This window comes from Streptomyces sp. NPDC001617, from assembly GCF_053596855.1.
Genome location: NZ_JBSFHA010000057.1, coordinates 14963 through 33202, shown reverse-complemented (window position 1 = coordinate 33202; position 18240 = coordinate 14963). Strand labels below are relative to the sequence as shown.

The 18240-nt window shown below is 70.8% G+C and carries 16 protein-coding genes and 2 pseudogenes; 9 read left to right on the top strand and 9 right to left on the bottom strand.

What is annotated here, in order from left to right; all coding sequences use genetic code 11:
* Nucleotides 1–43 precede the first annotated feature (43 nt).
* The gene (locus ACWC09_RS34335; RefSeq protein WP_450854839.1) at nucleotides 44–433 is read right to left on the bottom strand and encodes a hypothetical protein; all 390 of its coding nucleotides are present in this window, start codon (nucleotides 431–433) and stop codon (nucleotides 44–46) included.
* A gap of 83 nt (nucleotides 434–516) precedes the next feature.
* Nucleotides 517–1299: a hypothetical protein gene (locus tag ACWC09_RS34330; protein ID WP_450854838.1), complete on the bottom strand. Its 783-nt coding sequence runs from the start codon at nucleotides 1297–1299 to the stop codon at nucleotides 517–519.
* A gap of 505 nt (nucleotides 1300–1804) precedes the next feature.
* Between ACWC09_RS34330 and ACWC09_RS34325 the strand changes: the two genes are divergently transcribed.
* Entirely contained in the window at nucleotides 1805–2461 is a 657-nt protein-coding gene (locus ACWC09_RS34325; protein WP_450854837.1) for a transglycosylase family protein, read from the top strand.
* A gap of 117 nt (nucleotides 2462–2578) precedes the next feature.
* Nucleotides 2579–3163 (top strand): transglycosylase family protein, encoded by a 585-nt coding sequence (locus ACWC09_RS34320; RefSeq protein ID WP_450854836.1) that lies wholly within the window; start codon nucleotides 2579–2581, stop codon nucleotides 3161–3163.
* On the opposite strand, the gene ACWC09_RS34315 is transcribed toward ACWC09_RS34320, so the two are convergent.
* The 3 genes from ACWC09_RS34315 to ACWC09_RS34305 are packed head-to-tail and all read right to left on the bottom strand — an operon-like array spanning nucleotide 3111 to nucleotide 6924.
* On the bottom strand, nucleotides 3111–3776 hold the full coding sequence (locus ACWC09_RS34315) for an ABC transporter ATP-binding protein (protein ID WP_450854835.1): 666 nt from the start codon (nucleotides 3774–3776) through the stop codon (nucleotides 3111–3113). The two genes, ACWC09_RS34320 and ACWC09_RS34315, sit on opposite strands and share 53 nt — an antisense overlap.
* Entirely contained in the window at nucleotides 3773–6448 is a 2676-nt protein-coding gene (locus ACWC09_RS34310; protein WP_450854834.1) for a branched-chain amino acid ABC transporter permease/ATP-binding protein, read from the bottom strand. Before ACWC09_RS34310 ends, ACWC09_RS34315 begins: the two co-directional genes overlap by 4 nt.
* A complete protein-coding gene (locus tag ACWC09_RS34305; RefSeq protein WP_450854833.1) occupies nucleotides 6448–6924 on the bottom strand; it encodes a hypothetical protein in 477 nt (158 codons plus the stop codon). Before ACWC09_RS34305 ends, ACWC09_RS34310 begins: the two co-directional genes overlap by 1 nt.
* A 142-nt stretch (nucleotides 6925–7066) precedes the next feature.
* Between ACWC09_RS34305 and ACWC09_RS34300 the strand changes: the two genes are divergently transcribed.
* The 4 genes and pseudogenes from ACWC09_RS34300 to ACWC09_RS34285 all read left to right on the top strand — a co-directional run.
* Nucleotides 7067–7645: a hypothetical protein gene (locus ACWC09_RS34300; RefSeq protein ID WP_450854832.1), complete on the top strand. Its 579-nt coding sequence runs from the start codon at nucleotides 7067–7069 to the stop codon at nucleotides 7643–7645.
* Nucleotides 7614–8912 carry an ABC transporter substrate-binding protein gene (locus ACWC09_RS34295; protein ID WP_450854831.1) on the top strand — a complete coding sequence of 433 codons (1299 nt, stop codon included), beginning with the start codon at nucleotides 7614–7616 and terminating at the stop codon, nucleotides 8910–8912. The genes ACWC09_RS34300 and ACWC09_RS34295 overlap by 32 nt, the downstream gene beginning before the upstream one ends.
* Before the next feature lie 67 nt (nucleotides 8913–8979).
* Nucleotides 8980–9214: pseudogene (locus tag ACWC09_RS34290) on the top strand (helix-turn-helix transcriptional regulator); the annotation flags it as partial.
* Nucleotides 9214–9312 (top strand): annotated as a pseudogene (locus ACWC09_RS34285) (WYL domain-containing protein); the annotation flags it as partial. The pseudogenes ACWC09_RS34290 and ACWC09_RS34285, both read left to right, overlap by 1 nt.
* A gap of 52 nt (nucleotides 9313–9364) precedes the next feature.
* On the opposite strand, the gene ctaD reads toward ACWC09_RS34285, so the two are convergent.
* Nucleotides 9365–11059 carry an aa3-type cytochrome oxidase subunit I gene (gene ctaD, locus ACWC09_RS34280; protein WP_450854830.1) on the bottom strand — a complete coding sequence of 565 codons (1695 nt, stop codon included), beginning with the start codon at nucleotides 11057–11059 and terminating at the stop codon, nucleotides 9365–9367.
* Between the two features lie 438 nt (nucleotides 11060–11497).
* Between ctaD and ACWC09_RS34275 the strand changes: the two genes are divergently transcribed.
* Nucleotides 11498–11713, top strand: a complete 216-nt coding sequence (locus ACWC09_RS34275) for an I78 family peptidase inhibitor (RefSeq protein WP_450854829.1) — start codon at nucleotides 11498–11500, stop codon at nucleotides 11711–11713.
* Nucleotides 11714–11806: 93 nt separating this feature from the next.
* Here the strand turns inward: ACWC09_RS34275 and ACWC09_RS34270 are convergent, their stop codons facing one another.
* Nucleotides 11807–12826, bottom strand: coding sequence for a phosphatase PAP2 family protein (locus tag ACWC09_RS34270; protein WP_450854828.1), 1020 nt, complete (start codon nucleotides 12824–12826; stop codon nucleotides 11807–11809).
* 237 nt (nucleotides 12827–13063) lie between these two features.
* On the bottom strand, nucleotides 13064–14323 hold the full coding sequence (locus ACWC09_RS34265) for a glycosyltransferase family 39 protein (RefSeq protein WP_450854827.1): 1260 nt from the start codon (nucleotides 14321–14323) through the stop codon (nucleotides 13064–13066).
* Between the two features lie 262 nt (nucleotides 14324–14585).
* Between ACWC09_RS34265 and ACWC09_RS34260 the strand changes: the two genes are divergently transcribed.
* Together ACWC09_RS34260 and ACWC09_RS34255 are read left to right on the top strand one after the other, a co-directional pair.
* A complete protein-coding gene (locus ACWC09_RS34260; RefSeq protein WP_450854826.1) occupies nucleotides 14586–16193 on the top strand; it encodes an MFS transporter in 1608 nt (535 codons plus the stop codon).
* 326 nt (nucleotides 16194–16519) lie between these two features.
* A complete protein-coding gene (locus tag ACWC09_RS34255) occupies nucleotides 16520–17710 on the top strand; it encodes an acyl-CoA dehydrogenase family protein (RefSeq protein ID WP_450854825.1) in 1191 nt (396 codons plus the stop codon).
* Nucleotides 17711–17772: 62 nt separating this feature from the next.
* Here ACWC09_RS34255 and ACWC09_RS34250 read toward each other — a convergent pair whose 3' ends face one another.
* Nucleotides 17773–18213: a cell division protein SepF gene (locus ACWC09_RS34250; protein ID WP_450854824.1), complete on the bottom strand. Its 441-nt coding sequence runs from the start codon at nucleotides 18211–18213 to the stop codon at nucleotides 17773–17775.
* Nucleotides 18214–18240 lie beyond the last annotated feature (27 nt).

The window sequence follows — 18240 nt, the reverse complement described above, 5'->3', positions numbered from 1 at the left end:
GGGCGGCCCCGGTCGGGACCGCCCTCCTCTCCTGTGCTGTCTCTCACACACCTCTGAGCGAGCCGGGCGGCAGCGCCGCGGGCACATGGTGCATGCCCGTGCCCTGCTGCCCGATGTGCCCGACGCGCTGCCACTGCGACTGCTGCCGGGCACTCTGCGCACCCGCGCTGTACGCACCGTACGAGCTGCTGAACGACCCCGGCCGATGGACGGGGTACGTCCCCGTGCTGTACGAGATGCTCCCGAAGGCGGTGAACCCCAGCTCCTCCTCGCCGCTCCGGTCGCCCGGCAGCGTACGGAAGGACTTGACCCACTCGGCAGAGAGCGCGTCATAGATCGGCGTGGCCGATGGGCCGCCCTGATAGTCCGGAGCCGGCCGCGAGGACGGGATCGACTGGAAGGACGGGCGGGGGGGAACGTCGTAGGTGTGCACGTATGTCCAAACGACATCGATCCTCTTGGGATGCGGTTGTCCAGGATGCTTTGGGGGCGCGAGTCCCCGCCCGTGGGGCGATCTCAGATCCCGGCAAGAGGCATCGCCGCAGCGACCAACTTCCCATTGGCGGCGGCCTTGTCGAGCGCGTCCCGCAGCAGGTCCTCACGCGGCTGACGGCCGATCGATCCCACCGGTGCGGCGAACATCAGCACCTGCTGGTGCTTGTTCGCGGCGGCCCGCCAGCTCTCGGTGACCTGGAGCGGCTGGTGTGCCTGCCACCAGGCGACCGGCTGTCCGCCGGTGCTGCTCGGCTGCAGCACCGCGTGCAGCTGGCCGACGGCGAGCAGCACCGACCAGCCGTGCAGCACCGGCGGCACCTCGGTGATCTCCGTCAGCGGCATGAAGCCCTGCTCGATGAGCAGCGGCAGGAAGTCGTCGCCGAGCCCCGTGGTGCCGGGGCGGACGATCGGACCGGTCGGCTCGACCACCAGCGCCGGGTGCAACTCCCCGGCGATCAGGACGAGTCCGCTGGTCACCCCGAGCACGGCCTGCTGGGGCACGACCTTGCCGGGGTCCAGGTCGACCGTGTCGCCGGAGATGGACTTCACGGCCCCCTGGAGCTGTTCCTCGGTGACCTGGACGACCTGCGAGGGCAGGCAGGTGGCGTGGGCGAAGGCCAGGACGGCGGTCTCGTCGCCGATGAACAGGACGGTGCTGGTGCGCTCCAGTTCGGAGTCGCCCTGGGTGCGGCAGGACGTGCAGTCGTAACTGCCGGGGGCGTTCTCTCCGGCGAGCAGCCGGTCGGCTTCTTCGTCGCCGATCTCGGCGCGTACCTCGTTGCTGACGTCGAGCATGCGCGGCACGGGTGACTCCCTCGGGAAGCGGTGCCCGGGTGGGTCCCGGGCTCATGAAGAAGACAACGGGCGATCTGTGGCGGGAGTCACGCTCCAGGGCGAACGGAATCCATCCATCCGACGCGGATGGTTGCGACAGGTGCGGAATTGGTCACTCACCGTCAATTCCTAGGAAATCCAAGGAAGTTGGTTGCGTGAAGTGAGTCACAGACCGGCAGGGTCGCTGGTCGACAAATCAGGAAATCAGCGAATGAAGTGGGTGGCCGGAAATCACCGATACCCGCGGTAACGGCGAACTGGCCTGGAATGACAAGCAGTTGGTTGCTGACGCCTCGACAGGCTCCTTAGATTCCTCGGCCGTGTGCAACGAGCACCGCTCGGGATCGTCCGCCGGCCGCACCAAGCCGGCTCTCAGCACCATCGCCGGTGGACGGGGCGGAGCGCGAGGACCGCGTCGACACGTGGGAAGCGCGCCCTGCCTTGGGGGACCCCGGGTTGTTGGAGAGGGAACTTCATGTCCGAATGTGCCGATACCAACCGCGACACCGCTCGTAAGACCCAGACCCGTACGACGGTGGTCCTCGCCGGGGCGGCACTGCTCGCCCCCCTCGGACTGCTGGCCGCCACCGGCAACGCCGCCGCGGCGGACGGTGGGGTGTGGGACCGCATCGCCCAGTGCGAGAGCGGCGGCAACTGGCACATCAACACCGGCAACGGCTACTACGGCGGGCTCCAGTTCTCCGCCGGCACCTGGCGCGCGTACGGCGGCTCGGCCTACGCCTCGACCGCCGACAAGGCCTCCAAGCAGGCGCAGATCGCCGTCGCCACCAAGGTCCAGCACGCCCAGGGGTGGGGTGCGTGGCCGGTCTGTTCGGCACGCGCCGGAGCGTACGGCAGCGCGCCCGCCTCCTCCGGTTCGGTGACCACCGACTCCGTGAAGACCACCAAGGCAACCCCGTCGAAGAAGCCGTCGAAGAAGGCGCCGGCACGGTCGACGGAGCGCACCTCCCGCAGCGCCTCGCGCGGCGACTACACCGTCCGCAAGGGCGACACCCTGAGCAAGATCGCCGCCCGGCACGGGACCACCTGGCAGCGGCTCTACGCCGCCAACAAGGCCGTCATCGGCGGTGATCCCGACCTGATCGTGCCCGGACAGCAGCTCGTCGTCTGAGTCGCTCCCCCCTGATCCGGGCATGGGGCCCCGTCCGGTCGTCCGACCGGGTGGGGCCTCCCGGCGCTCCGGACGCGCCGGAGGGGTCCTCAGCCGTGCGCCGCATAGCGTGGGCCGATGTTCCGCACGCCGCTCGTCCTCGCCACCACCCTGCTCTCCTTCCTCGCCACCGCCACCGCCACCGCCACCGCCACCGCCACCGCCACCGCCACCGCGGCGCCGCCGTCGACGCCCGTCTCCTACGCCTGTGCCGCGGACGAATGGCCCTGGGGCTGTATCGCCGAGTGCGAGAGCAACGGGCGCTGGGCCGCGAACACCGGCGACGGCTTCTACGGCGGGCTCCAGTTCCGGCAGCCCACCTGGGAGGAGTTCGGCGGACTGCGGTACGCCCCGCGCGCGGACCTCGCCGCCCGCGAGCAGCAGATCGCCGTCGCCCGGGAGGTGCTGGCCGTGCAGGGCTGGGATGCCTGGCACGCCTGCGCCGAGCGCTACCGGCTCGCGGGCCGTATGTACACCGTGCGGCCCGGCGACACCTTGACCTCGATCGCCGGCAGGTACCGCGTCCAGGGCGGCTGGCGGGCGCTGTACCTGGCCAACAAGGACATGGTGGGGGCGCGTCCGAACCGGCTGAACGTGGGGACGCTGCTGCTCATTCCGAAGGGCTCGGCCCCCGGCGTGCGAGTTCCCCGGCCTGTCCGCTGAACACGACGGTGCCGCGGCGCAGTTCGTGGACGAGGACGTCGGGGCGGTCGCGCAGGCCGGGGGGCAGGCGCTGTTCGGCTACGACGACGCAGGCGTCGAGGGCGCTCAGCAGGTCGTACGTGCGGGCCGCGACCTTCGGTGACATGCCCTGCGCGGGTTCGTCGACAAGCACCACGCGCGCGCGTGCCAGCAGGGCGCGGGAGAGGGCGAGCATGCGCTGTTCGCCGCCCGAGAGGGTGCCGGCGCGGCGGGCGAGGAGGGGCCGCAGCTGGGGGTATGCGGTGAGGGCGAAGTCGTAGTCCTCTGCCGTCAGTTCGAGGTTCTCGTGGACGGTCAGGGAGCCGAAGACGGCCTGCCGCTCGGGGACCAGGCAGAGGCCGTGGCGGGCACGCTCGTACGCCGGCATCCGGGTCACGTCCGTGCCGTCCCAGACGACCGCTCCGCCCGACAGGGGGACCGTTCCGGCCAGGGCGCGCAGGGCGGTCGTACGGCCGGAGCCGTTGCGGCCGAGGAGGACGGTGAGGGCGGGGGAGGGGGCGGCGAGCGTGATGCCGTGCAGGGCCTCCAACGGGCCGTAGCGCACGCGGGCGTGGCGGAGGGAGATGCCGCTCATGTGGCGACCTCGTCCAATACGTGGGCCGGTGGTCCGGAGGCGATGATGCGGCCGGCCGCCATGACGTGCACGACGTCCGCGAGGTCGGCGACCAGGTCGAGGTCGTGCTCGACGACGAGGAGGGCGGTGCCGTCGGCTGCCAGGGCCTTCAGGACGCGGGCCATGGCGTCGACCTCGGTGCTGTCGAGGCCGGCCGCGGGTTCGTCGAGGAGCAGGACGCGAGGGGTGCCGGCGAGGGCTCGGGCCAGTTCCACGCGGCGGAGGGTGCCGGTGGGGAGGGCTGCGGCGGGGAGCGGGCCGTGCAGAGCCAGGAGTCCGAGGGCTCGTTCCACTGCGGCGGGGTCTTTGATGTGGCCCTGTTCGGCGCCGACTTGGACGTTTTCGGCCACGGTCAGAGTGGGGAAGACGGCCAGCTGCTGGAAGGTGCGGGCGATGCCGAGGCGGGTGCGGGTGTGGGCGGGCAGGTGCGTGATGTCTCGTGTGCCGAGGTGGATGTGGCCGTGTGTGGGGCGGAGGGTCCCGGCGAGGCAGTGGAACAGGGTGCTCTTGCCCGCGCCGTTGGGGCCGACGACTGCGGTGATACGACCGGGGAGGACGGTGAGGTCGACTCCGTCCAGGGCGGTGAAGTTGCCGTAGCGGGCGTGGAGGTGGTGGGCCTTGAGGACGGGTGCGGGTGCGGGTGGGTGGGGGTGCGCGATCTGTTTCCCACCCGCACCACCGGTGCGGCTCTCGTCGTCGCGTGCGGGTGGCCCTTGTGGGGGCTGAGCGCCGTCGGCGGCCGCGGGTTGTGCGGGCCTGTGGTGGGGCGGGGGTGACAGTCCTTGCCGCAGTCGTGCCCGCACCTGCTCGCCCAGCGGTGTGAGTCGCGCCCGCCGCCGCAGTCGCAGTCGTCCCGCCGCCGTTCGCAGCGCCTCGTACGGGCCCCCGGGGAACCGCCCCACCAGCACTGCCAGGACCCCGATCAGTGCCGCCGCCACCCCGCCCCGTGCGCCCGCGTCCAAGCCCACCAGCAGGGCCGCCGCGGCCAGTGCGCCCAGGGTGCTGTCGGCGCCCAGGACCACGACGGCGGCGAACCAGAGCAGGCCCCGCACGGGGTCGTAGGCCGTGGGGTCGAAGCCCCGTACGCCCATGCCGAGCATGCCGCCGCCGAGGGAGGCCAGGGCGGCGCCCGCGACGAAGGCCAGGAGTTTCAGGGACGGGACCTGGACGCCTGCCGCCGACGCCCCCGCCTCGTGGTCCCGCATGGCGGCCAGGGCGCGGCCCGTGCGGCCTCTGCGCAGGGCGCGGGTCAGCAGAAGGGCGGCGAACAGAAGGGCCAGTTCCAGGACGTAGTACGCGCGGTCGCCGTCGAAGCCGGAGGGGCGGTCCAGGGTGAGGCCCGAGGTGGCGTACGGCTGGGCGAAGACGAAGCGGCTCACTCCGACGCCCACCGCGAACGTCGCCAGCGCCAGTGCCAGGCCCCGGCGGGTGATCGCCGGCCAGCCCGTCAGGAGGCCCAGGGGGGCCACCAGGGCCACCGACACGGCCAGTGCGGCCAGTTCGGGGAGGCGGGGGAGACCGGGGAAGCGGCCCGATGCCAGCAGGGCCGTGAAGAGGGCGCCCAGGCCCGCGTACGCCGACTGGCCGAGGGAGATCTGGCCGCCTCGGCCCGTCACCACCACCAGGGAGAGCAGGACCACTCCCAGCGCCGGTACCTGGACCGATGTGTGCAGGTCCGAGCCCGCGAAGCCCAGGGGGAGCAGAAACAGGACCACCGCCACGATCCACGCGCCCGGCGGTGTCGGCACGCGCGCGGTGGCCGTGCGCGGGAGGGCGTCACGGGTGCCGATGCGGGGGAGGACGAGGGCCGCGACCAGCAGGGCCACGACGAACAGGTTCGCGCCGACCGCCTGCAACAGGGGCTCGCCCCAGCCGGTCGGGTGCAGTCTCGTCAGTTGGCTCTGTGCCACGCCGATGCCCAGTGCCACCAGCACGGCCACCGGCAGGCTCCGCATCCGTGCCGCCACCGCCACCGCCACGACCTCCATGACCAGCAGCGGCAGGCCGTACGGGTCCAGGCGTACGTACGGCGCCAGCAGCGCGCCCGTCAGCCCCGCCGTGAACGCCCCGAACGCCCAGCCCGCCGCCGCCACCCGGTCCGCGTCGATCCCGCCGAGTACGGCGAGTTGCCGGTCGTCCACCACCGCCCGCAGCTCACGTCCGAGCCGTGTCCAGCGGATGACCGCAACGACCCCGACGGTGAGGACCAGGACAACGGCCAGCTGGCCCCACGGGTCCTCCGACACCAGCTCCGGCGCGTCGTCCCGAGCTCCCTGCCCCCACAGCAGCGCCGCCCCGCCGACCAGCAGCACGAACACCCCGATGGAGGCCACGAGCGTCTGTGCCGGGTCGCTGCCCAGGACGGCGAGGGGGCGGAAGACGAACCGTTCCAGCACCACCCCGATCGCCGGAGCGAGGAAGAGGAGGGTGACCGTGGCGCCGAGCCACAGCGGCCAGCCCCACTCCACCACGCACTGCCGCAGCACGTACGCGCACACCATCGCGATCGCCCCGTGCGCGAAGTTCAGCACGCCGGTCGCGCGGTACGTCACGATCAGGCCGATTCCGGTGAGCGCGGCCGCGCTGCCGACCGAGAGACCGGCGAGGGTGAGGTCGTACGTCAGCGACGACATCAGTCGGTTTCTTCGGACGGCTCACAGATGGGGCAGGGGCCCAGCTCGCCGCTCGTCAGGAGCTTGGCGTCCACCGGGACCGCCTCCACCTTCCCGGAGACCAGCGGACAGTCCGCGCGGTGCCACAGCGTGCCGCCCGGCACCATGAGCAGGTCCCCGCTGACCGCGAGGGGCACGGTGGCCGCCTGCGCGGACTCCTCGGCGTCGGCGGGCCCGGCGGCGACCAGGAGGCCGTAGAGCTCCTCGACGCGCGCGGCGGCGAGCGCGTTGCGTCCGTGGGTGAGCAGCACCGCGCCGGCGATGATCAGCGCCGCGCCGGGGATCGTGCAGGAGGCCAGATAGGGCAGCTGGCGCTCGGCGTAGCGCTCGCCCGAGATGCCGTACCAGCCGATGACGCAGAGCACCGCGCCCGCGGCGAGCGCGGCCCAGCCCGCCCACAGCACGGGGTGGACGGTCCGCAGTCGTGCTGTCCGCATCCTTGGCTCCTCGTCCGTTCACACACGTCGTGTGTCTGGCTGTCTTCCAAGTCCGCCGATGGACTTGCACTATGCCTTCTGGAAGCTGACCCTGAAAGCACCGGGCGCACCTTGCCCGGACCGACACCCGGTGGTGAGCCAGATGGTTCTCGGGAGCGACCTCAGGCGGGGGAAGGCACGAAGGGGGCGCGGCCCGAGGGCTGCGGGACGGGGTACGGCGGCGCTCGCCGCTCTCGTCCTCATCATCGCCCCGGTCCTCGCGGCGTGCAGTGACAAGAGCGGTGGCGGGAGTGAGAGCGCGCCTCCCACCCCGTCGGTGGCGAAGACGACGACCAGCGCGCCGGCCACCGCGCCCGCCGACCCGGCGGCGGCCAAGCAGGAGGTCACCAAGAACTGGCAGAAGTTCTTCGACCCGAAGACCTCCCTGGCCGAGAAGCAGAAGGTCCTGGAGAACGGCGAGAAGATGACGCCGGTCCTGAAGGCCTTCAGCGGCGACAAGCGGGGTGGCCAGGTGCAGGCGCAGGTCCAGAAGATCGAGTTCACCTCGCCGACCCAGGCGACCGTGACGTACGCGCTGACCCTGAACGGCGCCACCGCCCTGCCGAACGCCTCCGGGACCTCCGTCGAACAGGGCGGCACCTGGAAGGTGTCCGTCAACACGCTGTGCGCGCTGGTCCAGCTGAGCGGCGATGCGTCGGGTTCGCCGGCACCGGGCTGCTGAGGCCGTTGCCGCGGTGCTGCTGCTCGCGCTGGGCACGGCCTGCGGCAGCCGGCTGCCGGAGAGCGACTTCGAGCACGACACGCGCTCACCCGCGCCCGTGCGGAGCAGCGGCACGCCCATCCCCGTCGGCATCATCACCAGCGCCACCAGCCCGGTCGGCGGCAACACCTTCACCGGCCCGCGTGACGGCGCCAAGGCGTACTTCGACCGCCTCGACGCGCGCGGCGGCATCGACGGCCAGCCCGTCGAGGTGCACGAGTGCGACGACGGCGGCAGCGGCGTCGGCGACAACGCGTGCGTGCACAAGCTGGTCGACGAGGACGGGGTCGTGGCCCTGGTGGCCACGACCGCGCTGGAGTACGCGGGCGCCTCCCGTGTCTCGCACGCGCGCGTGCCCGACATCGGCGGCCAGCCCATCGGCGCCGCCTACGACACCTGGCCGCACCTCTACGGCATCTACGGCAGCCTCGCGCCCAGGAACGGCACCGCGGGCTGGGACGGCAAGCTGTACGGCGGCACGGAGGTCTACCGGTACTTCAAGCGCGAGAAGGGCGCCCGCACGGCCGCCGTCGTCTCGTACAACCAGGCCGCCTCCGCCGCCTACGCCCGGCTCGTGCAGCGGGGACTGGAGGCCGAGGGATACAAGGTGGTCACCGAGCAGGTCGACTTCGCGCTGCCCAACTTCCGCGCCGCCGCCGCCGATCTGAAGGAGCAGGGCGCCGACCTCGTCTTCGACGCCCTCGACACGCACGGCAACGCCCAGCTGTGCAAGGCGATGGACGAGGTCGGCGCGAAGGTCATCGCCAAGGTGACGAACGTACAGAACTGGACGTCCACCGTCCCGGACGACTACAAGGACTCCCCACGCTGCCGCAACGCCCTCTGGGCGACCGGCTCCAGCCGCAACTACGCGGACACGGGCAACGCGGCCGTACGGGAGTTCCGGGACGCCACCAAGGGCCTGAGGACCCATTCCCAGTGGCAGTTGGAGGGCTGGGCGGCCGCCATGTGGTTCACGGACGCCGCCAGGTCCTGTGCGAGCACGGGCATCACGCGCGCGTGCGTGGACGCCTTCATGAACCGCAGCGAGAACTACACCGCCGACGGCCTCCTGGTTCCCGTCTCCTTCGAGCGCCTGGCCGATCCGCCGAAGACCCGCAGGACGTGTCTGTCGGTGGCCCGTTGGCAGGACGGCAAGGGCTGGGTCTCGCAGGGAGACATGAACGGCAACTGCTTCGACGTACCGCAGCTGTCCTACGAGCCCTGAGCTCCGGTGTCGGCGCAGCGACAGTTGCGGACAGCAACTGTCCGCAACGGCTGGCAGACGCGGCATCATGTGGGAGACCTCGGCACGACTCCTGCGCCTGCTCTCGCTTCGCCGAACGCCTCGGCGTCACCCCGCGCACCGTGCGCCGGGACGTGGACCGGCTGCGTGAGCTGGGCTACCCCGTCAACGCCGGCCCCGGCGGCGGTTACCAGCTGGGCGCGGGAGCCGAGCTGCCCCCGCTGCTCCTGGACGACGACGAGGCGGTCGCCGTGGCCGTCGGCCCGAGCAGGCCGCCGGGCGGATCTCACCGAGTGCGGGGCAGCTGGAGCCGGACGGGCCCGACGCCTGCGTCATGCGTGCCGGGGCCAACGGCCTCGACGTGATGGTGATCCACGTGATGCTGATGGACTTCGAGTTCGAGGTGCTGGAGCCCGTCGAGCTGACCGAGGCGATCAGGACGGCTCGGGACCGGCTGTCGCGGGCCCTTCTCCGAGAGGCTCCGCCGGTGCCGCCGCGAACTCGGGATGGTGCAGGTCGAACGCCGGGGACTCGGAACGGATCCGGGGCAGGGTCCTGAAGTTGTGCCGCGGGGGCGGACAGGAGGTGGCCCACTCCAGGGAGCGTCCGTAGCCCCAGGGGTCGTCGACCTCGACCTTCTTGCCGTACTTGGCCGTCTTCCAGACGTTGTAGAGGAACGGCAGCGTCGACATGCCGAGCAGGAACGCGCCGATCGTCGAGACCGTGTTGAGGGCCGTGAAGCCGTCCGCGGCCAGGTAGTCGGCATACCGGCGGGGCATGCCCTCGGCGCCCAGCCAGTGCTGCACCAGGAACGTGGTGTGGAAGCCGACGAAGAGCGTCCAGAACTGGATCTTTCCCAGCCGCTCGTCGAGCATCTTGCCGGTGAACTTCGGCCACCAGAAGTAGAAGCCGCCGAAGATCGCGAACACGACCGTGCCGAACACGACGTAGTGGAAGTGCGCCACGACGAAGTAGCTGTCCGAGACGTGGAAGTCCAACGGCGGCGACGCCAGGATCACCCCGGTCAAACCGCCGAACAGGAACGTCACCAGGAAGCCGCACGCCCACAGCATCGGCGTCTCGAAAGACAGCGAGCCCTTGATCATCGTGCCGATCCAGTTGAAGAACTTCACGCCGGTCGGCACGGCGATGAGGAAGGTCATGAAGGAGAAGAACGGCAGCAGCACCGAACCGGTGACGAACATGTGGTGCGCCCACACCACCACCGACAGACCGGTGATCGCCATCGTCGCGCCGATCAGCGTCAGATAGCCGAAGAGCGGCTTGCGGCTGAAGACCGGGAGGATCTCCGTGATGATGCCGAAGAACGGCAGCGCGATGATGTACACCTCGGGATGGCCGAAGAACCAGAACAGGTGCTGCCACAGCAGTGCCCCGCCGTTGGCCGAGTCGAAGACCTGCGCGCCGAACCGCCGGTCCGCCTCCAGACACAGCAGCGCGGCCGCGAGCACCGGGAACGCCATCAGGATCAGGATCGACGTGAACAGCGTGTTCCAGGTGAAGATCGGCATCCGGAACATCGTCATGCCGGGGCAGCGCATCCCGATGATGGTGGTGATGAAGTTGACCGCGCCGAGGATCGTCCCGAAGCCGGCCAGCGCCAGCCCCATGATCCACAGGTCGGGTCCGACCCCGGGCGAGCGCACCGCGCTGTTGAGCGGCGCGTAGGCGAACCAGCCGAAGGCCGCCGGACCGCCGGGCACGATCAGCGAGCCCAGCACGATCAGACCGCCGAGCAGGAAGAACCAGTACGACAGCATGTTCAGGCGGGGGAAGGCGACGTCGGGGGAGCCGATCTGCAGGGGCATCAGCTCGTTGGCGAAGCCCGCGAACATCGGGGTCGCGAACAGCAGCAGCATGATCGTGCCGTGCATCGTGAACAGCTGGTTGAACTGGTTGTTGTCCATGATCTGGAGTCCGGGACGGGCGAGTTCGGCCCGCATCAGCAGCGCCATCACCCCGCCGATCAGGAAGAAGGCGAACGAGGTGATGAGGTAGAGATGCCCGATCTTCTTGTGGTCGGTGGTGGTCAGCCAGTCGACGATCACCCGGCCTTGTTCCTTGCCCCGTACGGGTCGCGTCGCCGCCTGCACGGTCTGGGTCCCCATCGCTCGCTCGCCCCTTCGCTCGTCGCGTACCGGGTCCGCCCGAGCCCACGCGCGCGTGCCCGCGAGCTCACGTCATGATGCTCGCGCCGTCACGCGTTCCGACAGGGGGCGTGCGGGGGTTCTGTGCTGGATCCGTGCATTTCCTATGCGGTGTCAGCCCCCGTGACCCGGGCTCGGAATCGGGCCGGATTCGAATCCGGGGGCGTCCGGCGGCAGTTCTCACGGCACTTTCCGACGGGGTATTCGACAAGCCATCACGACACGCGGGAATTACGGCCGATTGCCTGCGTAAGGCGTACGGAACCGCTCGTACGTGTGACGCACCGAGGTCGAAACGCATGTCGTGATCCTGTGACAGAAGTGTGACCGGAGAGGGATGCGTGGCCCCTGGGACGGGCCCGGCTTCCCTGCTCGCCGGGCAGGGCCTAGCGTGGCGGCATGGCACCGATTCCCACTCCCGCAGCGGAGCCCCAGGACAGTCCGGACGGGTACGTCGGCCTCGATGCCGCGAGCGCCGAGCGGCGTGCGCGCGAGCGGGGATGGTCGACCGTGCGCTCGCTGCCGCCGGGGGCGATCATCACCATGGAGTACCGGAGCGGTCGGCTGAACTTCGAGGTGAAGGACGGCCGAGTGCAGCGGGCCTGGAAGGGCTGATACGCGACGAAGGCCCGGTTCCTGTGAGGGGAACCGGGCCTTCGCCGTGCGGGGCTTGGTTGTGCGTACCGGACCCCGCTTGTCCGTGGCCAGTCAGCCGCCCGTCAGGGGGCGGGCCGGGGTCGGGGTGCCGCGCGGGACGCGGTCCGCGTGCGGAGGGCGACGGCTGCCGACCGGGGTGACCGGCGTGCGCTCGGAGCGGGCCATGTGGGGGCCCGGGGCGAGATAGGCGGGCGCCGCTCTGGGCGAGCGGGCGGCCGGCTCGTGCGTCTCGTCCTGGGCGCCGGCGCGGGGCTTGAGCAGCACCGGCGTCGCACCGGCGGGAGAACGTGCGGGCGCGGGCGCGGTGGCGCCGCCACGGGCGCGCCAGCGGTCGCGCAGGTCGAAGAGCCCGACCTCGGCGCGGGCGATCAGCGGCTCGCACCAGGGCAGGGCGAGCAGGACCAGCAGACCGGCGGCCCAGCCGAGCAGCACGTCGCTCAGCCAGTGCGTACCGAGGTAGACGGTGGCCATGCCGACGCCCAGCGCGGTCACCGCGGACAGGGCCGACAGCCAGCGGCGGGCTCTCGGGGTGGAGGCGAGGTAGGCCAGGATGCCCCAGGTCACCACGGCGTTGGCGGTGTGGCCGCTGGGGAATATATCGCCGCCCATACCCATCTCGTTCGAGCCGATGGCGGTCGCGTAGTGCGGGCCGAGACGGCCCATGCCGTACTTGGCGGCGCCCACGGTGATGTTCAGCAGCAGCAGCGAGGCGCCGAGGGTCAGCAGCGGGCGCAGCGTGTGCTGCCGCCAGGAGCGCCAGCCCAGCCAGGCGGCGACCATCACCGCGGTCGGGCCGCGCTGGCCGAGGACCACGTAGTAGTCGACGAACCAGTGGATGCCCGCCCACTGCTGGTACGGCCGGAAGAACATGACCTGCCAGTCCAGGCGGACCAGCCAGGAGGTCGTGACCACGGCCCACACGATCGCCAGATAGAACGCCAGGGTGCCGACCAGCAGCGCCACCCGGTGCCTGCTCATCTTCGGCACATCGATGTGGGCCGCTCGTTCCGGCTCCCTGTCGAGTCTGGCGAACACCCGGTCCAGACGGGTGAGCTTTCGTTCGGTACGCACCCAATCGACGTTACAGCGAGTGAGCTCAGTTCTCCGTCGATACAGCGGCTTTGTGATGACGATGTGATGTGGGATTGCTCTCAGGAGGGGCTTTATTTCCAAGGAATCCGCAATGTCGGGCGGCCGCCTCCTTCAATTCCTTTGATCATTCCCCGATTCAGTTTTGTTGGACTTTTGAATTCGTTCACCGAATGCTGGGGCGGATTTCTCCGGACGCTCATGCGTTCCGCAAGTCGATCACGGTGGCCCGGAGCCGTTCAGCCAGAACGCCCCGTACACGGCCGACAGCGCCGCGACACCGCCCACCACCAGCGTCGACCTGGACGTGCGCAGCCGGGCCAGCGCCAGGGCGAGCGGCAGCAGCAGCGGGAACGCGGGCAGCAGGAGGCGCGGTTTCGAGCCGAAGTAGCTCGACGCGCACAGCGCGAGGGCGGTGACCACACCCGCGTACACCAGCAGCGGAAGCGGCTGGCGCTGCCGTACACAGACGACGTACAGCCAGATCACCAGTCCGACCCCGACGACGATCCCGATACCGGCCAGGGCGCCCGGGACCGACGTGAACTTGCCGGCGACGAAGCGGACGAAGGCGGCGCCGCCGTCGAAGCCGTTGCGCCAACCTGCCTGGACGTCGAGATAGCCGAGGGGGCCCTTGCCGGTGCGGTGGCCGACCCAGAGGACGTAGCCGGCGGCGCCCAGCGGGGCGAGGAGGAGGGCCAGGGCGCGTCGTACGGCGCCGGGGGCGCGTGAGGTGGCCGGTGCGCCGTCGGATGCCGGAACGCGCCTCACAGGGCCCTCTGTGGACGCCACGGGGGCGTGCACGCGCGTGTGGGCGCCGTGCGCGTCCGCCGCACCTCGGTCCCGCACGAAAGAGACGATGCCGGCCGTCCACACGGCGGCGACGACGGCGAGCCCGACCGGCCGGGTAAGCCCCGCCGACGCGGCCAGCGCGCCCGCCGTCAGCCAGCGGCCGGTCAGCACCGCGTACAGCGCCCAGGCGGCGAGCGCGGTGAACAGCGACTCGCTGTACGCCATCGACTGCACGATCGCGACGGGCAGCACGGCCCACAGCAGCACCGCGCACACCCCGGCTCTGCGGCCGTACACATGCTCCGCGACCGCGAAGATCCCCCAGGCCGCCGCGAGCGAGAAGAGCAGGCTGACGACGAAGCCGGAGTCGGCGTAGGAGAGGGGCGTGATCGCGTGCAGCAGGCGTTCCAGCCAGGGGAGGAGCGGGAAGAAGGCGAGATTCGAGTGCACGTCGCCGTTCGGGAGCCGCACCTCGTAGCCGTATCCCAGGTCCGCGACCCTCGTGTACCACAGGGAGTCCCAGCGGGCCGTCAGCAGTGTGTACGCGCTCTTGTCGCGCGCGGCGCTCCACACGGCCAGCACGACCAGCCCCAGGGCGCGCACGGCCGCGTACCCGAGGAGGGCCGGGGCCGCGCGGCGCGGGGCGGGAGCGCGGGGTGGATCGACGCGCGTCGCAAGATCGGTCACGGGCTCGATTATCGACCGGCGGCGGAACCGGGTGGCCGGGCGGTGCGTGGTCCCAGGTGAGGGGGAGTGGCGTACGCCACACGAGTTCCGTACGGAGTCTGAGAGGTCCGCCACGTGACCGTGGCGCGAACTCGCGTACGCTGACGTGTCACTCGCCTTCGCTGCGCGGGCCGGAGACCACCGCTCCTCTCCGGCCGAGATCATGGGGAGTCCCCACCCCATGTGCCCGCCGAACGCGAGGAAGCATCTGGGAGGTACGTACATGTCCGGGACGACCACGGCCGCCGCTGCGCTGCGCCGTCGGGCGGCCGGGGCCGGTGCCAACCGCTGGGTCGTCCTCGTCGTCCTCTGTGTGAGCCTGCTGCTGGTCGCGGTCGACGCGACCGTGCTGCACGTCGCGGTCCCCGCGGTCACCGAGGACCTGAAGCCCGGCGCGATAGAGCTGCTCTGGATCGTCGATGTCTATCCGCTGGTCTGCGCCTCGCTGCTGATCCTCTTCGGCACGCTGGGCGACCGGGTCGGCCGCAGACGGATTCTGTTGCTCGGCTACGGCCTCTTCGGCGTCGCCTCCGGAGTCGCGGCGCTCGCCCACGACCCCCAGGTCCTGATCCTCGCGCGGGCGCTGCTCGGCGTCGGCGGCGCGATGATCATGCCGGCCACGCTGTCGATCCTCCGCCAGGTCTTTCCCGACCGGCGTGAGCGGGCGCTCGCGATCGGTGTGTGGAGCGCGGTGGCCGCGGTCGGCGCGGCGGTCGGACCGCTGCTGGGCGGCTTCCTGCTGGAGCACTTCTGGTGGGGTTCGGTCTTCCTGGTCAACATCCCGCTGATGCTGGTGAGCCTGCCGGTGGGGCGGCTGCTGCTGCCCGAGTCGAAGGGCGCGGCCGACGGTCCCTGGGATGTCGTGGGCGCGTTGATGGCGGCCGCCGGGCTGTTCGGTGTCGTCCTGGGCGTGAAGCGGCTCGGTGGCGGGGAGCCGCCGGCCGGTGTGTTCACGCTGGCACCGCTGGTGGTGGGCGTGGTGCTGATGGTTCTCTTCGTACGGCGTCAACGACGGCGGGCGCATCCGCTGGTGGACCTGGGGATGTTCGCGCGACCGGCGTTCAGCACGTCGGTGGGCTGCATCGTGCTGGCGATGCTCGCGCTGGTGGGCCTGGAGCTGATCGCGGCGCAGTATCTGCAGCTGGTGCTGGAGCTGTCGCCGCTGGAGACGGGTCTACGGCTGCTGCCGCTGACGTTCGCCGCGATGGCCGCGGGGTTGGCCGGGGCGCGCATGCTGCGGCGTTTCGGGCCGCGTCTGATGGTGTGCTTCGGGTTCTGTCTGACGGCCGGAGCGGTGCTGATGCTGACCGCGATGGGCGGGACGGACAACCCGGCGCTGTTGGTGTTCGGGTTCCTGCTGCTCGGGTTCGGGCTGGAGACGACGCTCTTCGGGGCGTACGAGTCGATGCTGAGCGAGGCTCCGCCGGCGCAGGCGGGTGGGGCGGCGGCGATCGGGGAGACGTCGTACCAGCTGGGGGCGGGGATCGGGATCGCGCTCCTGGGGAGCGTGATGAACGCGGCGTACGCGCCGGGTCTGTCGTCCGTTCCCGGTGTACCCGCGTCGGCGTCGGCCGCGGCGGGGCATTCGCTCGGGGAGGCGTATGACGTTGCCGGGCGTCTGGGCGGGCCCGTCGGGGTGGCCCTGCGTCGAGCCGCCCGGGACTCCTTCGTGCACGGGCTGCATGTGACGTTGCTGGTGAGTGCGGGGTTGCTGGTGCTGGGGGCCGTGATGGCGTTGCGGTTGCCGCGGGTCATGCAGTGCGGCGAGGTTGTCGGGCCGGTGGAGTTGCCCGCGCCTCGGGAAGTCGCCGAGTCCCGCGTCTCCGCCTGACCTCCGCCCACCCGCCCATCCGTGCGGGTCGGCCGGTGCGTGGGCGTCTCCTGTGGGGGTGCCCGCTGTCGGCGGCTTGTGGTGGAGGGTGTCGCGGGGTGCGGGTGGGGGCGGTGTGTCGCTGGGTGCGGTGGGTGATGGTGTTTCGTGCGGTGCGGTGGGTGATGGTGTTTCGTGCGGTGCGGTGGGTTCGGCACCGCCGGGATGCGCCGCTGGGATGCGCCGTCGGGGTGAGCGCCGTCGCGGCGGAAAGAAGGCGGGGCGAGGGCGGCTGCCGACGGGGGCGTTGGGTTCTCAGTTGTAACTAGCGGTGCTAGTTTTAGGGTATGGCTGCGTCTTCGAAACTGCCCCCGTTCGACCCCGCCGACCCTCTCGGCATCGACGATCTCCTTGAGCCGGAGGACCTGGCCATCAGGGACACCGTGCGGAACTGGGCCGCGAAGCGGGTGGTGCCGTATGTCGGTGAGTGGTACGAGAAGGGGGAGTTGCCCGGGATCCGGGAGCTCGCGCGTGAGCTCGGGGGGATCGGGGCGCTCGGGATGTCCCTTGAGGGATACGGGTGTGCGGGGGCCAGTGCCGTGCAGTACGGGCTCGCCTGTCTGGAGCTGGAGGCCGCCGACTCCGGGATTCGGTCGCTCGTGTCCGTGCAGGGCTCCCTCGCCATGTACGCCGTCCACCGGTTCGGGAGCGAGGAGCAGAAGCAGGCATGGCTGCCCCGGATGGCGAGCGGTGAGGTCATCGGGTGCTTCGGTCTGACCGAGCCCGATCATGGGTCCGACCCCGGAGCCATGAGGACGTACGCCAAGCGTGACGGTGGCGACTGGGTGCTCAACGGGCGCAAGATGTGGATCACCAACGGGTCCGTCGCCGGGGTCGCGGTGGTGTGGGCGCAGACCGATGACGGGATTCGCGGGTTTGTGGTGCCGACGGACAGTTCCGGGTTCGCCGCTCCCGAGATCAAGCACAAGTGGTCACTGCGGGCGAGTGTCACGAGTGAGCTCGTGCTCGATGACGTGCGGTTGCCCGCGGATGCCGTGCTGCCGGAGGTCGTCGGGCTCAAGGGGCCGCTGAGCTGTCTCTCCCATGCCCGTTACGGGATCGTGTGGGGTGCGATGGGGGCGGCGCGCAGCTGTTTCGAGGTCGCGGTCGAGTACGCGAAGACGCGGGAGCAGTTCGGGCGGCCCATCGGGGGCTTCCAGCTCACCCAGGCCAAACTCGCCGACATGGCGGTCGAACTGCACAAGGGGATTCTGCTCGCCCATCACCTGGGGCGCCGTATGGACGCCGGCCGCCTGCGTCCCGAGCAGGTCAGCTTCGGCAAGCTCAACAACGTGCGAGAGGCCATCGAGATCTGCCGTACGGCACGCACGATCCTCGGTGCCAACGGGATCTCCCTCGAATACCCCGTCATGCGGCACGCGACCAACCTCGAATCGGTGCTGACGTACGAAGGCACCGTCGAGATGCACCAGCTGGTGCTCGGCAAGGCGCTCACCGGACTCGACGCGTTCCGGTAGAAGCCGGTCCTGATGCAGCCGGTCAACCCTGCGCGGGGGCAGGGCCGGTGAGCGGCCCTGCCTCAGCTCTGGTTGAAGAAACCGTCCTCCCGGCGCGCGGCCGGCTCGCCGCTGACGATCTCGGTGTTGGCCGGGGTCAGCACGAAGACACGGTTCGCGACCCGCTCGATGGTGCCGCGCAGGCCGAAGGTCAGGCCGGCCGCGAAGTCGATGACGCGCTTGGCGTCCGACGCCTCCATGGCCGTGAGGTTCACGATGACCGGAACGCCCTCGCGGAACAGCTCGCCGATGGCGCGCGCGTCCCGGAAGCTGTCCGGCGTCACCGTACCGATGCGGCGGCCTTTCTCCTCGGCGACGTCCGAGGCCACCTTGACCCTGGGGTCGGTGACCCAGGCATCCCCGGGCTGCTCGGTCCCTTCGGAGTAGTCGTCGTCGTAGTAACGCTCGTCATCGTTGTCGTCAACGAGGCCAAGCCAGGCGCTCGCCTTGCGTACCGATCCCATGGACGCCTCCTCTCACAGCGGTCTTTC

Bases quoted from the DNA above. Each gene is read 5' to 3' on its own strand.
- ACWC09_RS34260 (WP_450854826.1), top strand. From the start codon at position 14,586: ATGTCCGGGACGACCACGGCCGCCGCTGCGCTGCGCCGTCGGGCGGCC.
- ACWC09_RS34275 (WP_450854829.1), top strand. From the start codon at position 11,498: ATGGCACCGATTCCCACTCCCGCAGCGGAGCCCCAGGACAGTCCGGAC.
- ACWC09_RS34310 (WP_450854834.1), bottom strand. From the start codon at position 6,448: ATGTCGTCGCTGACGTACGACCTCACCCTCGCCGGTCTCTCGGTCGGC.
- ctaD (WP_450854830.1), bottom strand. From the start codon at position 11,059: ATGGGGACCCAGACCGTGCAGGCGGCGACGCGACCCGTACGGGGCAAG.
- ACWC09_RS34295 (WP_450854831.1), top strand. From the start codon at position 7,614: ATGCGTCGGGTTCGCCGGCACCGGGCTGCTGAGGCCGTTGCCGCGGTG.
- ACWC09_RS34305 (WP_450854833.1), bottom strand. From the start codon at position 6,924: ATGCGGACAGCACGACTGCGGACCGTCCACCCCGTGCTGTGGGCGGGC.
- ACWC09_RS34255 (WP_450854825.1), top strand. From the start codon at position 16,520: ATGGCTGCGTCTTCGAAACTGCCCCCGTTCGACCCCGCCGACCCTCTC.
- ACWC09_RS34300 (WP_450854832.1), top strand. From the start codon at position 7,067: ATGGTTCTCGGGAGCGACCTCAGGCGGGGGAAGGCACGAAGGGGGCGC.
- ACWC09_RS34325 (WP_450854837.1), top strand. From the start codon at position 1,805: ATGTCCGAATGTGCCGATACCAACCGCGACACCGCTCGTAAGACCCAG.
- ACWC09_RS34320 (WP_450854836.1), top strand. From the start codon at position 2,579: ATGTTCCGCACGCCGCTCGTCCTCGCCACCACCCTGCTCTCCTTCCTC.
- ACWC09_RS34250 (WP_450854824.1), bottom strand. From the start codon at position 18,213: ATGGGATCGGTACGCAAGGCGAGCGCCTGGCTTGGCCTCGTTGACGAC.
- ACWC09_RS34315 (WP_450854835.1), bottom strand. From the start codon at position 3,776: ATGAGCGGCATCTCCCTCCGCCACGCCCGCGTGCGCTACGGCCCGTTG.